This is a genomic window from Streptomyces sp. NPDC023481, from assembly GCF_055560195.1.
Genome location: NZ_JBVHJE010000012.1, coordinates 186,125 through 199,406, shown reverse-complemented (window position 1 = coordinate 199,406; position 13,282 = coordinate 186,125). Strand labels below are relative to the sequence as shown.

At 72.6% G+C, this 13,282-nt stretch carries 12 protein-coding genes; 2 read left to right on the top strand and 10 right to left on the bottom strand.

The features are described from left to right. Positions 1-136: 136 nt before the first annotated feature. Entirely contained in the window at positions 137-2,320 is a 2,184-nt protein-coding gene (locus ACZ3ZD_RS23630) for a PTS fructose transporter subunit IIABC (RefSeq protein ID WP_467400602.1), read from the top strand. A gap of 148 nt (positions 2,321-2,468) precedes the next feature. Here the strand turns inward: ACZ3ZD_RS23630 and ACZ3ZD_RS23625 are convergent, their stop codons facing one another. From ACZ3ZD_RS23625 to ACZ3ZD_RS23610, 4 genes are all read right to left on the bottom strand, one after another. Beyond that, a complete protein-coding gene (locus tag ACZ3ZD_RS23625) occupies positions 2,469-3,215 on the bottom strand; it encodes a DUF6227 family protein (protein WP_467400600.1) in 747 nt (248 codons plus the stop codon). A 157-nt stretch (positions 3,216-3,372) separates the two neighbouring features. Next, positions 3,373-4,590, bottom strand: a complete 1,218-nt coding sequence (locus ACZ3ZD_RS23620) for a L,D-transpeptidase (RefSeq protein WP_467400597.1) — start codon at positions 4,588-4,590, stop codon at positions 3,373-3,375. 142 nt (positions 4,591-4,732) lie between these two features. Then, the gene (locus ACZ3ZD_RS23615; protein ID WP_467400595.1) at positions 4,733-5,755 is read right to left on the bottom strand and encodes a P1 family peptidase; all 1,023 of its coding nucleotides are present in this window, start codon (positions 5,753-5,755) and stop codon (positions 4,733-4,735) included. A gap of 41 nt (positions 5,756-5,796) precedes the next feature. Continuing rightward, on the bottom strand, positions 5,797-7,038 hold the full coding sequence (locus ACZ3ZD_RS23610; protein WP_467400592.1) for a low temperature requirement protein A: 1,242 nt from the start codon (positions 7,036-7,038) through the stop codon (positions 5,797-5,799). A 122-nt stretch (positions 7,039-7,160) separates the two neighbouring features. Here ACZ3ZD_RS23610 and ACZ3ZD_RS23605 point away from each other — a divergent pair, with 122 nt between their 5' ends. Further along, the gene (locus ACZ3ZD_RS23605; protein ID WP_467400590.1) at positions 7,161-7,337 is read left to right on the top strand and encodes a hypothetical protein; all 177 of its coding nucleotides are present in this window, start codon (positions 7,161-7,163) and stop codon (positions 7,335-7,337) included. Positions 7,338-7,356: 19 nt separating this feature from the next. On the opposite strand, the gene mscL is transcribed toward ACZ3ZD_RS23605, so the two are convergent. The 6 genes from mscL to ACZ3ZD_RS23575 form a co-directional block, all read right to left on the bottom strand. Further along, positions 7,357-7,830: a large conductance mechanosensitive channel protein MscL gene (gene mscL / locus ACZ3ZD_RS23600; protein ID WP_467400588.1), complete on the bottom strand. Its 474-nt coding sequence runs from the start codon at positions 7,828-7,830 to the stop codon at positions 7,357-7,359. Positions 7,831-7,968: 138 nt separating this feature from the next. Continuing rightward, positions 7,969-8,589, bottom strand: a complete 621-nt coding sequence (locus tag ACZ3ZD_RS23595) for a hypothetical protein (RefSeq protein ID WP_467400585.1) — start codon at positions 8,587-8,589, stop codon at positions 7,969-7,971. Positions 8,590-8,732: 143 nt separating this feature from the next. After that, complete coding sequence (locus tag ACZ3ZD_RS23590; protein ID WP_467400583.1) at positions 8,733-9,566, bottom strand: S-methyl-5'-thioadenosine phosphorylase; 834 nt, start codon at positions 9,564-9,566, stop codon at positions 8,733-8,735. A gap of 100 nt (positions 9,567-9,666) precedes the next feature. Beyond that, positions 9,667-9,990, bottom strand: a complete 324-nt coding sequence (locus tag ACZ3ZD_RS23585; RefSeq protein WP_467400580.1) for an FmdB family zinc ribbon protein — start codon at positions 9,988-9,990, stop codon at positions 9,667-9,669. Between the two features lie 67 nt (positions 9,991-10,057). After that, the gene (locus tag ACZ3ZD_RS23580; RefSeq protein ID WP_467400578.1) at positions 10,058-11,353 is read right to left on the bottom strand and encodes an MFS transporter; all 1,296 of its coding nucleotides are present in this window, start codon (positions 11,351-11,353) and stop codon (positions 10,058-10,060) included. A gap of 303 nt (positions 11,354-11,656) precedes the next feature. Next, positions 11,657-13,162 carry a potassium/proton antiporter gene (locus tag ACZ3ZD_RS23575; RefSeq protein WP_467400850.1) on the bottom strand — a complete coding sequence of 502 codons (1,506 nt, stop codon included), beginning with the start codon at positions 13,160-13,162 and terminating at the stop codon, positions 11,657-11,659. Positions 13,163-13,282: the final 120 nt, after the last annotated feature.

Here is a 13,282-nt window from a genome sequence, read left to right as displayed (position 1 = left end):
ATCCGTGCCGTGGCGTCCCACGGAGGCGGGGCTTCCCCGGCCCCGCCTCCCGCACCACCCCGTCCCCCCACCGCACCCCCGTCCCCCCTTTCGCCCACCCCACGCCCCGGGCGACACGCGTGCATAGGAGCCCGCGATGAGCGAAATGATCACTGCGGACCTGGTCGACCTCGACCTGTCCGCCGACACCAAGGAAGCGGCGGCCCGTGCCCTCGCCGAGCGCATGGTGGCCCAGGGCCGGGTGACCGACCTGGAGGGCTACCTCGCCGACGTCGCCGCCCGCGAGGCCCAGATGCCGACCGGGCTGGACGGCGGCATCGGCATCCCGCACTGCCGCAGCGCCCATGTCACCGAGCCGACCCTCGCCTTCGGCCGCAGCGCCGCGGGCATCGACTTCGGTGCCGCGGACGGCCCGGCTGACCTGATCTTCCTGATCGCGGCCCCGGCCGGCGCCGACGACGCCCACCTCACCATCCTGTCCTCCCTCGCCCGCCAGCTGATGAACGCCGAGTTCACGGACGCGCTGCGCTCGGTGCGGGACGCGGCGACGGCGGCGGCGCTGATCCGCGGGGACGAGGTACCGGCGGAGGGCGGCGCGCGGGACGCCCGGGACGCCCAGGGGGTTGGGAGCGCGCAGGGTGCCGTGCGCGCTGACGAGAGCGCCGTGGGCGCTGCTCAGGGCGCCGCGGGCGCCCCCGAGGACACCGCTGCGGCGCCGGTGGCGGCCTCCGCCGGCGCCGCGGCGGGCAGTACGGCACCGGCCGCGGCCGCCACGGACGGATCCGATCCGGCGCCGGGCACCACCCCCGGCGGGGCTCCCTTCCGGATCGTCGCCGTCACGTCCTGCCCGACCGGTATCGCCCACACCTACATGGCGGCCGAGTCGCTGGAGAACGCCGGACGTGAGGCGGGCGTCGAGCTGGTCGTGGAGACGCAGGGCTCGGCCGGCTTCACCCGGCTGGACCCGGCGGTCATCGCGGCGGCGGACGCCGTGATCTTCGCCCACGACGTGGCCGTACGCGACAAGGACCGCTTCGCGGGCAAGCCGACCGTCGACGTGGGCGTGAAGGCGGGCATCAGCCGCCCGGCGGAACTCATCGCGGAGGTCCGCGAGAAGGCGGCGCGCGGCGAGGCGAGCGCGCCGGCGCGCGGGTCGTCCACGCCGGTGGAGCGCGCGGGCGACTCCACCGAGGGCTACGGCACCCGGCTCCGCAAGTGGCTGATGTCCGGCGTCAGCTACATGGTTCCGTTCGTCGCCGCCGGCGGCCTGCTCATCGCGCTGGGCTTCGCGATCGGCGGCTACAAGATCAACAAGGCGCCGTCGGTGATGGACCACTTCCTGTGGACCCAGGCCGACAGCTGGGGCGCCCTGCTGTTCCAGATCGGCGGCGTGGCCTTCGGCTTCCTGGTCCCGGTCCTCGCCGGCTACATCGCCTACGGCATGGCGGACCGGCCGGGCCTGGTCCCCGGCTTCGTCGGCGGCGCGATCTCGCTGACCATCAACGCGGGCTTCCTCGGCGGCCTGGCGGCCGGTCTGATCGCCGGTGGTGTGGTGCTGGCGATCCAGCGGATCAACATACCGGCGGCGCTGCGCGGCATCATGCCCGTGGTGGTGATCCCGCTGATCTCCTCGGCGATCGTCGGGTTCCTGATGTTCGTCGTGATCGGCAAGCCCATCGCCAGTGCCCAGAAGGGCCTGACCGACTGGCTGAGCAGCCTCACCGGCGCCAACGCCATTCTGCTCGGCGCGCTGCTCGGCCTGATGATGTGCTTCGACCTGGGTGGCCCGGTCAACAAGGTCGCCTACACCTTCGCCACCGCCGGCATCGCGGTCTCCAACCCCAGTGACTCCGCGATGAAGATCATGGCCGCGGTGATGGCGGCCGGCATGGTCCCGCCGCTGGCGATGGCCCTGGCCACGACCGTGCGCGGCAAGCTGTTCACCCCGACCGAGCGCGAGAACGGCAAGGCCGCCTGGGTGCTGGGCGCGTCCTTCATCTCCGAGGGCGCCATCCCGTTCGCGGCGGCCGACCCGCTGCGGGTCATCCCGTCCGCCATGGTGGGCGGCGCGCTCACCGGCGCCCTGTCGATGGGCTTCGGCGCCACCCTGCGGGCCCCGCACGGCGGCATCTTCGTGGTCCCGCTGATCGGCAACCCGCTGCTGTACCTGGTGGCCATCGCGGCCGGCGTCTGCGCCAGCACGGCCCTGGTGGTTCTCCTCAAGGGCATGCGCAAGCCGGCCCCCGAGCCCACGGCCTCCGACCCGACCACCCAGCAGCCCACGCCCCCGAAGGAAACCAAGCAGCCGGTGGCAGCCTGACCACCAGGGCACACCTCGCTACCTGAGCGGCACGGACCCGGGACGACGACCCGGGTCCGTGCCGCCCGTCGCTTCGGGGGCCGCTACGGCTCCCGGGCCGCGCCGCGACCGCCCTCCCGCCGGCCACCGGAACCGGCGGGGCCGGTCGTCAGCCCCGATGCGTCGCGCGGCGGTTCATCGCCTCCCGGGCCTCTTCTTCAGTCATGTACACCTCGCACATGTGCCGGCCGTCCGGTGTCGCCGTGTGCTCGACCTCCCACAGGGAGAGCTCGGTGCCATCGGACAGCAGGAAGGCGTGCTCGTACAGCGCGTAGCTCAGTCCTGTCCGGCCGGCCCGTCCGGGGTGGCCGAAGGCCTGGGTGATCTCGTGCGCGGTCGCCGTCGCCAGCACCGCCGCCGTCTCCGGGCCGGGCCGGTCGGGGTTCTCCGCGCGGCGCAGCAGCCGGCGCGCGTGGTCGGCCGAGTCGTCGGAGACGAAGGTGTGCCGGGGCTCCGGGATCGCCCACAGCCGCATCAGCGAGGGCAGTTCGAAGTCCTGCGTCTCCGGCGGCACCCCGAGCCGTGCCGTGGCGGTCTGCAGCTCCTCCTCGTCGACGTACACCTCGTGCTCGGGGGCGCTGCCGGGCGTCGGGTTGGCCACCAGCTCCCACAGCGTGACCGCCGATCCGTCGGCGAGCAGCCAGGTGTGCCGGTACGTCTCCCGGTGCAGCCCCGCGCTGTGGTACGCGGCGTGCAGCGAGCTGTCGTGCGCCAGCGCGCAGTCGAGGCGCCTTATCACCTCGTCGGGCAGCTCGAACGAGTTCAGGGCACGGCCGAGGAGTCGCGCGAGTTGCTCCTCAGGAGACTCGGGCGACTCGGCTGGTTCGTACGCTGCGGTCTCGTACGGAACGCTCAAGGCATCTCCCGGCGTTGCTGCATGTCACCTTGTGGGTGCATACCGTAGCCCCTCGGTCGGACATCATGTCCGGGAACCGAGAAAACGTACGCCGGGAAAACGCGCGGGCCGCGCGGGATGTTCCCGCGCGGCCCGTCCTGTCGTCAAAATCCGCCGCTCAGGCGGTACTTCCGGCCGTCCAGGCACTCCACGGCATGTTCCAGCCGTTGAGCCCGTTGTCCGGGGAGACGGTGGTGTCGGGGGAGTTCTTCACGATCACGACGTCCCCGACGAGCGAGTTGTCGAAGAACCACTTGGCCTGCGTGTCGCCCTGCGCGCCCTGGACGTCCGCGAGGCCGACGCAGCCGTGGCTGGTGCCCTCGCGCCCGAACGGCGGGTTGCTCCGGCTGTACCAGTAGTTGCCGTGGATGAACGTCCCCGACGAGGTCAGCCGCATCGCGTGCGGCACGTCCGGGATGTCGTACTCCCCGCCGAAGCCGACCGTCGAGCCGTTCATACGGGTCTGCACGAACTTCTCGGAGATCACCATCTGCCCGTTGTACGTGGTGTGCTGCGGGCTGCCCGCCGAGATCGGCACCGTCTTGAAGGTCCTGCCGTCCCGTACGACCGTCATGGTCTGTGTGCGGACGTCGACCGTGGAGACCTGCGACCGCCCGATGGTGAAGGAGACGGTCTTCTTCTGCACCCCGTAGACGCCCTTCGCGCCCTGCACGCCGTCCAGGTCGATGCCCAGCGTGACCTTGGATCCGGCCTTCCAGTACTCCTGCGGCCGGAAGTCGAGCCGGCGGTCCCCGAACCAGTGGCCGACCACCTGTTGGCCGCTGGTGGAGTTGACCGTGATGTGGGACTGCACGGCCTTCTTGTCGGTGATGGACTTGTCGAAGGTGAACGACACAGGCATGCCGACCCCGACCGTGGAGCCGTTGTCGGGCGTGTAGGTGCCGATGAAGCTGTTCGCCGAGCTGACGGTGGTGAAGATGGCGTTGGCCGCCGCGGTACGGCCGCCGGAGTCCTTCGCGGTCGCGGCTATCTGGTACTTCGTCCCGCGCTCCAGCCGGGCCTCGGGCTTCCAGCTGTGGCCGTCCGCCGATATCGCCCCCGGCACGGCCTGCCCCGACCCCGCCACGGTCATCTTCACGTCCGTCAGCCTGCCGTCGCTGACCTTCACCCCGGTGGCGTTGATGGACGCCCCGGTCGAACCGTCCTTGGCCGAGATCGCGATCTTCGCCGTCGACGTCCTGGGGGAGTCCTTGCCCCCCTTGCCGTCGTCGGTCGTGTGGGTGCTGCCGCCGCAGGCGGTCAGGGTGAGGGCGCCGACCATCAGGGCGGCACAGGCCCCCAGTGCGCGCCGCGCTGCAATGTCCGGCGTTGTCACGGGCTGCTCCAGGTTCGTGTGATGTGCGTGATCCGTTCCAGTGCGTGGAGAAAGAGAGCACCGGGGCCGGGGTAGGTTCCCTCCGGCACCCGGGAACGCCATCACGTGACAGAACCGCGACAATCCTGGGCTCAACCTGGCACTAGCGGCCGTACAACTCCCCGTACGACGGCCACACTCCGCCCGGTCCCTCCACCGACTCGGCCGCGCGTACGGCACGTACGATCGCGCGCGTCACGAGGTCCGCGCCGGCGGCCAGGATGTCGTTGAGCGCCAACGGGTGCGCGCCGAGCGGCCGGGCGCCGGTCGCGAGGGCGAACACCGTGTCACCGTCGTGCAGGAGGTGCACCGGCCGGACGGCGCGCGCGATGCCGTCGTGCGCCGTGCCCGCGAGCTTCTGCGCCTGCGCCTTGGTGAGGTCCGCGTCCGTCGCGACCACCGCCAGCGTCGTGTTGAGCGGCGCCGACGCGTTCCGGGCGGCGACCTCGTCCAGGCGCCGGCGGGCGGCCTCGTGCACACGCCCCTCCGGGTACTCCACCCGCCCCTGGAACAACTCCCCGTACAGCGCCCCCGTTTCCGGGTCCATCACCGACCCCGCCGCGTTCGCGACCACCAGCGCCGCCACGGTGATCCCCGAGGCGAGCACCGTACTGGCGCTGCCCACCCCGCCCTTGAGCAGCCCGGCGACCGCGCCCGTACCGGCGCCGACGCACCCCTCGGGCACCCGCGCGCCCGGCGCGGTCGCCGCCGCGGCCTCCACCGCCGCGCGTCCCGTCGCCGCGTCCGGACGGGCCCGGAAGTCGCCGCCGCGTCCCAGGTCGAAGACGCACGCGGCCGGCACCACCGGCACGACATGCGCCGGATCCACCCCCACCGGCACCCCGCGCCCCTGCTCCTCCAGCCAGGCCATCACCCCGGACGCCGCGTCGAGCCCGTAGGCGCTGCCTCCGGTCAGTACGAGCGCGTCGACCTTCTGCACCACGTTGCGCGGGTCGAGCGCGTCGGTCTCCTTGGTACCGGGGCCGCCGCCGCGTACGTCCACGGCGGCGACGGCGCCGCCCTCGGGCGCGAGGACGACCGTGGTGCCGGTGAGCCGGCCGTCGCCGCCGCGGGTGGCGTGCCCCACCCGCAGCCCGGCGACATCCGTCAATGCGTCAGCTGTCATGGACGCCAGTCTGGCCCAGCCGGCGCGCCCTTCCGAAGGCCTCAGCCGGCCGAGGTGGTGGCGCCGCCCGTCCCGCGGCCCCGGGCGGCCGCGCGCGCGGTCAGGGCCACGCCGGTGGCCACCGCGGCCGAGGTCACCAGCCCCGCCGCGAGCACCGCCCACGCGCGCAGGAAGGTGCAGCAGATCACCAGCAGGGCCGTGACCGGCAGCACCAGCTGCTGGGCGAGGCCCACCTTGAAGTGGCGGGAGTGCAGGGCCCACACGGTCAGCAGATACAGCGCCGTCGGCAGGGTGACCGCGGCCGAGGCGGACAGGGCGGAGATGTGCGGCTTGCCGACCGCCTGCTCCACGGCCACCTCCAGACCCGCGCCGATCGCCGCCGTCGAGGCGAAGACCGAGTAGTGGCCGTAGCCCCAGACGAACGCCCGCCGGCTGGAGCGCAGGTGACCGTGGATCGGCACCGCGAAGTAGATCCACCACGCGGAGAACACGATCAGCAGCCCGCCCGCGGCGATGGGCAGCAACGCGCCCAGCGCGTCGTGCTCGTCCACGCCCGACTTCACGGCGGCCGTGGCCGCGGCGATCGTCTCGCCGAGCACGATGATGGTGAACAGCCCGTACCGCTCGGCGATGTGGTGCGGGTGCCAGGAGGTCTGCTGGGCCTTCTCCGCGTACAGCGGCACGCACAGTTCCAGGACCGCCATCACCAGGAACACCCACGGCCGTCCCGGCTGCGGCAGCAGCACCAGACCGAGCCAGCCGACCTGGCACAGCAGCACCCCGCACGCGTACCGCAGTGCCGTGGTCCGCTCCCCGCCCGAGGCCGAGCGCGCGGCCCGCAGCCACTGCCAGGCCATCGCCACCCGCATGATCAGATAGCCGAGCCAGACCAGCAGGAAGTCGTGGTGCGCGGCGGCCCGTGAGATGCCGGCGGCCAGGACCAGGACACCGGAGATCTGGATCAGGGTGACGACCCGGTACAGCACGTCGTCGTTGTCGTACGCCGAGGCGAACCAGCTGAAGTTCATCCACGCCCACCAGATGGCGAAGAACACCATCGCGTAGTCGAGGATCCCCCTGCCCGCGTGCCCCGCGGCGACAGCGTGCACCAGCTGCGCACCCGCCTGCGCGATGGCCACCACGAAGCACAGGTCGAAGAACAACTCCAGCGGCGAGGCGACGCGGTGTGCCTCGTCGCGCCCGCGCGCGGTGAGCCGGCGCAGGGGACCGGAGGGCTGCGGTGCGCCCGAGGGGCCGGGTGCCGGGGCGGAACTCGACGTCATGGTCACAGCACAGCAGAAAACCCCGGCGAAATCCCGCGGCGGCGTGCCCGGGCCGGCCGGGATCGCCAGGGGCGGCGGCGACCCCCGGCGGGGCGGGCCGGCGGGCGCCGTACCCTGGAGGCATGAGCAGCGCCCCCGAGCCCGAGCCGCGCGATCCGAAGCCCGCGCTGGTCTTCGACGACCCCCTGGACCAGCAGTCCTCGGACGACACCGACCGCGGGTGGGGCGAGCGCCCGGCCGGCGACAGCGCCGCCGACCTCAAACGCTTCCTGGACGAGAAGCCGCCCCACCACATCTGAGCCGTCGGCGGGAGCGCCCCTAGCGTCCGTCGTAGCCCGTTCCGCGCTGGGCGACCAGCGCGTCCCGGATCTCCTTGAGCACCTCCAGCTCGGACACCTCCACGACCTCCTTCGTGCCCTCCCGCGCCGCCTTCCGCGCGGCCTGCCGGGCGAGGTACTTCGACATCGGCAGGACCATCAGGAAGTACACGACCGCCGCGGTGAGCAGGAACGTGAGCGTGGCGCCGATGACGGAGCCCCACAGGATCGGCACCCCGTCCTTGACCGTGCCGTTCACGACCTTGCACGGGTGCTTCAGACACGAGCTGTAGTTGTCGAGGTTCTGCGTCCCGATCGCGCCGACGAGCGGGTTGATGATCCCCTTCACCACCGCGTTGACGATGTTCGTGAAGGCCGCGCCGATGACCACCGCGACCGCCAGATCCACGACGTTGCCGCGCATCAGGAAGGCCTTGAAGCCGTGCCAGACGCTCGGTTCCTTCTTCACGCTCACCTGGGGGACTCTCCTCGCCTGCTCTGGGTGTGGAACGAAACGCTCCGCAACCTACGGCACGGCGTAGCCGTCGTGTCCAGTCCCGGAGTGCGATCACGGGGCCGGTCAGCAGGCCGCCCACGGCGCGTACCAGCCGGTTCAGCACAGCGTCACCGCCAGGCGGGCGGTGGCGCCCGCACCGACCAGCCGTGCCGCCGTGGCACGCGGCACCGCCAGCACGACCAGCGCGCCGCTCTCGGCCGCGCCGTCCAGCGGCTCGGGCACCCTCGTCACCCTTACCCCGCGCGCGAGCACCCGGACCGCGCCGCCGGCCGACGGGTCCGCCGCGGCGATCACGTCGACGCGGTCTCCGGGCCGGAGCAGCCGCACCGTGTCGGCGTCGGCGATCCGCACCGGCGCCGTCACCATCTCGACCACCGGGTGCCGGTGTTCGGGGCCCGCGCTGCGGTGGGCCCGGGGCGGATCCGCGCCGTGCGGTTCGGTGCCGGTCCGGGGACCCGCGGCCACGAGCGCCGCCGCGGTCACCGCGAGGCCGGCCACCACGGCCCGCCTCCGATGCCGTACCAGTCGCTGGAGTGCGTACCGCCCACCGCGCACCCGCACCGGATCGAACGGGGGCACTTCACAGGTCGGCGGGGCGTCGGTGCCCAGCGGGCGCGGTAGCCGGAGCGGAGGGAGGGGAGAAGGGGCCGGGAAGGGGGGCGACGGCGCGGACGGGGAGGATGGCGAGGAAGGGGAGGGCGGGGAGGACGGGGGCATGGGGATCACCGCCTGCGGTGAGGAGTTCGGCTTGCGGTCCCACGATGAGGCCTTCCGCCGGATCCCGCCGAGACCGGTGGACCACCGGCCGATTGTGGATAACTCCCCCACCCGAACGAGAAGTTCCCCCCCGGGGGCGCGCCCTACGGCAGCGCGAACCCCGGATCCATCCCCCCGAGCGCGTTCACGCACAGGCAGTCCCGGGTGCCGGTCTCCGGCAGTGCCGACACCGCGTCGAACAGGACGCCGCGCATGCGGTCCACGTTGGCGGCGAACACCCGCAGCACCTCCTCGTGGGAGACGCCCTCCCCGGTCTCGGCGCCCGCGTCGAGGTCGGTGACCAGGGTCAGCGAGGTGTAGCACAGCTCCAGTTCACGGGCGAGCGCGGCCTCGGGGTGGCCGGTCATGCCCACCACCGACCAGCCCTGCGCCCGGTGCCACAACGATTCGGCACGCGTGGAGAAGCGCGGCCCCTCGACCACGACCAGCGTGCCGCCGTCCACCGGCTCCCAGTCCCGGCCGCGGGCCGCCTTCAGCGCGGTGGCCCGCCCGGTGGGGCAGTAGGGGTCGGCCATGGACACGTGCACGACGTTCGGCATGGTTCCGTCGGGCAGCGGCAGGCCGTCGAAGTAGGTCTGCGCCCTGGACTTCGTACGGTCCACCAGCTGGTCCGGCACGAGCAGGGTGCCCGGGCCGTACTCGGGGCGCAGCCCGCCCACCGCGCACGGGCCGAGCACCTGCCGGACGCCGACGGAGCGCAGGGCCCACAGGTTGGCGCGGTAGTTGATGCGGTGCGGCGGCAGATGGTGGCCACGGCCGTGCCGGGGCAGGAAGGCGACCTGTCGGCCGGCGACCTCGCCGAGGAAGAGGGAGTCGCTGGGCGGGCCGTACGGGGTGTCCACCTGGATCTCGGTCACGTCGTCCAGGAAGGAGTAGAAACCCGAACCGCCGATTACACCGATCTCTGCGTTCGCCATGACCAGCACACTAGCGGGCCGCGAAACCGCGGGGGAGCCGGTACCGGGGAACGCCGAAAGCCCTGCCGTCGCGGGGACGGCAGGGCCGGGGTGAGAGGTCTCAGGCGGCGGAGCTGCTGGTGGAGCTCGACGAGGACGCGGACGACGACGAGGCCGAGGACGTCGAGGAGGACGTCTTCGCGTCGGACGCCTTCGCCTCGGACGACGAGCCGGCCGGCTTCGACGCCGGGGAGCTGCTCGACGTGGAACCGCGCGAGTCGTTGCGGTAGAAACCGGAGCCCTTGAAGACGATGCCGACCGCGGAGAACACCTTCTTCAGGCGGCCCTGGCAGCTGGGGCACTCCGTCAGGGCGTCGTCGGTGAACTTCTGCACCGCCTCGAGGCCCTCGCCGCAAGCGGTGCACTGGTACTGGTAGGTCGGCACTGTCTTCCTCCTGGCACTCTCACTCGATGAGTGCTAACGACGATCCATAGTGACGTATTCCCGGGGATCAGTCCACCGTGACGGGCAGGCGGTGACCGACGCCACGCGCCACCGTGCGGTTCGGCTGCCGTGGCACCAGCCGGGAGCGCAGCGTCACCAGGGTGGCCAGCGCCAGCACAGTGCCGGCCATCGGCACCAGGAACCCGGCGCCGTCCCACAGCCGGTCCTGAAGCTGTCCGGCGACCGTGACGGCGGCGGCCTGGCCGAGCGCGACGGCGCCGGTCAGCCAGGTGAACGCCTCGGTGCGGGCGCCGGCCGGGACCAGGCTCTCGACCAGCGTGTAGCCGGTGATCAGCGACGGCGCGATGCACATGCCGACCAGCAGGCCGAGCGCGGCGAGCAGCAGGACCGAGTGCGCCGTCCACAGGGCGGACGCCGCCACCGCGAGCGCGGTGTAGCCGATCACCAGGCGCCGCTGGGGGGCGGCCTTCCAGGCGATCGCGCCGCAGACGACGCCGGACAGCATGTTGCCGGCGGCGAAGACGCCGTACAGGACGCCGTTCAGGCCGGGTTCGCCGATCGACTCGGTGAAGGCCGCGAGCGACACCTGCATGCCGCCGAAGACCGAGCCTATGCCGAGGAAGGTCACGACCAGCACGCGCACGCCCGGGACGCGCAGGGCGGAGGCGTGCCGCACGCGCGCGTGCCCGCTCTCCGCGGACACCGGCGGCTGCGTGCTCTTCTGCGCGGCGAACAGCAGTCCGCCGACGAGGGTCAGGGCGGCCTCGGTGACCAGACCCGCCGCCGGCGTCACGGCGGTGCACAGCGCGGTCGCCAGCAGCGGGCCGAAGACGAAGGTCAGCTCGTCGGTGACGGACTCGAAGGCCGCCGCGGTGGCCATCAGGGGCGAGCCCTGCAGCTTCACGCCCCAGCGGGCGCGCACCATGGGGCCGACCTGCGGCACCGAGGCGCCGGTCGGGACGGCCGCCAGGAACAGCGCCCACAGGGGCGCGTGGGCCAGCGCCAGTGCCGTCAGGGACACGCCGGAGACGGTGTGCACCAGGACGCCGGGGAGCAGGACGGCACGCTGGCCGTAGCGGTCGGCGAGGCGGCCGCTGTAGGGCGCGAAGAGCGCCATGGAGACGCCGGTGGCGGCCGCGACGGCGCCCGCTGCGCCGTACGAGCCGGTGGTGTGCTGGACGAGCAGCACGATGGAGAGGGTGAGCATCGCGAACGGCTGGCGCGCCGCGAAGCCGGGGAGCAGGAACGTCCAGGCGCCGCGGGTGCGCAGCAGCTGTCCGTATCCGGGGCGGGAGGAAGCCGGTGAGGTCTTCTCCGGTTCGGTGGTGACCGTGGATCCCACGGCCCGTGCCTTTCTGCCGCCTGGTAGCGCGGGCCCTTGTGCGGGCCGGGCGCCGAGAGCTGTCCTCTTGCGCGGACTGCGGTAGATACCGGCGCCCACTGAGGTGTGGGCGGCGACCCGGCCGCCATGCGGTCGCGCCAGCTCTGCGTCAGGCAGAGTTGGTTCGATCAAAGTGCACCTTCATCGTACAGGGATCACTGCTTGCGCGGCTGTGAAAACGAGCACCACAGCCCACGGTCGCCTGGGATTTCCCGGGCTGTGAGCCGTACGGAACCCGGGTGTGGACCGTGCGGAGCGCCGCCCTCAGCGCGTGCTGCCGGCCCCGTCGGTGCCCAGCCAGCCGGCCAGCTTGCCGCCGTGGGCGACCGCGCGCAGACGGCGTTCCGCCGCGTCGCGGACCGGGTCGGTGGCGACGACGAGCAGCTCGTCGCCGCGCCGCAGCACCGTCGTGGGCATCGGGACGAACGATTTTCCTTCCCGGACGACCAGGGTGACGCCCGCGCCGGGCGGCAGCCGCAGCTCGCCGATCTCCACGCCGTGCATCCGGGAGCCCTCGGGGACGGTGACGGACAGCAGGTGTCCCCGCAGCCGCTCCAGGGGCGCCGACTCGATGCCCAGGTCGGCGGCCTCGCCCTGCTCGCCCAGCCGCAGGGTGCGGGCCAGCCAGGGCAGCGTGGGCCCCTGGACGAGGGTGTAGACGACGACCAGGACGAAGACGATGTTGAAGATGCGGCGGCTGCCGGAGACGCCGTTCACCATCGGGATGGTCGCCAGGATGATGGGCACGGCGCCGCGCAGGCCCGCCCACGACATCAGGGCCTGCTCGCGCCACGGCACCCGGAACGGCGCCAGGCTGCCCACCACGCTCAGCGGTCGGGCCACCATGGTCAGCACCAGCCCGATGACCAGGGCGGGCACGACGTCGTCGCCCAGTTCGTGCGGTGTGACCAGCAGGCCGAGGACGACGAACATGCCGATCTGCGCGATCCAGCCGAGCCCCTCGGCGAAGCCGCGGGTGGCGGGCCAGTGGGGGAGCCGCGCGTTGCCGAGCACCATGGAGGCCAGGTAGACGGCGAGGAAGCCGCTGCCGTGCCCGAGGGCGCCGGCGGCGTAGGCGGTGACGGCGATGGCCATCACGGCGATCGGGTAGAGACCGGAGGCGGGCAGGGCCACGTGCCGGAGGCCCCAGGAACCGAACCAGCCGATCGCGATCCCTATGGCCGCGCCGATGGCCAGCTCCAGGGCTATCTCGCCGAGCAGGACGTACCAGTGGTCGACCGGGCCGGCCGTGCAGAAGGCGACGACCAGGATGACCACCGGGGCGTCGTTGAAGCCGGACTCGGCCTCCAGCGTGCCCGTCACGCGCGTGGGGAGGGGGATTCTGCGGAGCACCGAGAAGACCGCCGCTGCGTCCGTCGACGACACCACCGCGCCGATGATCAGCGCCTGCCGCCACTCCAGCCCGACCAGGTAGTGCGCGCCCGCCGCGGTGAGGCCCACGCTGATCGCGACGCCCAGCGTCGCCAGTACCGAGGCGGACGACAGGACCGGGCGGATCTCCTTCCACTTCGTGCCGAGGCCGCCCTCGGCGAGGATCACGACGAGGGCCGCGTATCCCATGACCTGGGTCACGGCGGCGCTGTTGAAGTGGATGTCCCCGATGCCGTCCTGGCCCATGAGGACGCCGATCCCCAGGTAGACGAGCAGGCTGGGGAGCCCGCTGCGCGAGGAGATCCGCACGGCCGCGACGGCGACGAGCAGGACGACGGAGCAGACGAGCAGGAGCTGGTTGAGGTGGTGAACAGTCAGCGGGCGTTCCTCTCCGGGATCGGTCGAGGGGGGTCCGGTCGGTCGAGGGACCTCCGGTTACTTCGTTACCTTACCTAAGTCTTGACGCTTTCTTGACGATTACCGAGGCAAGATCGAACG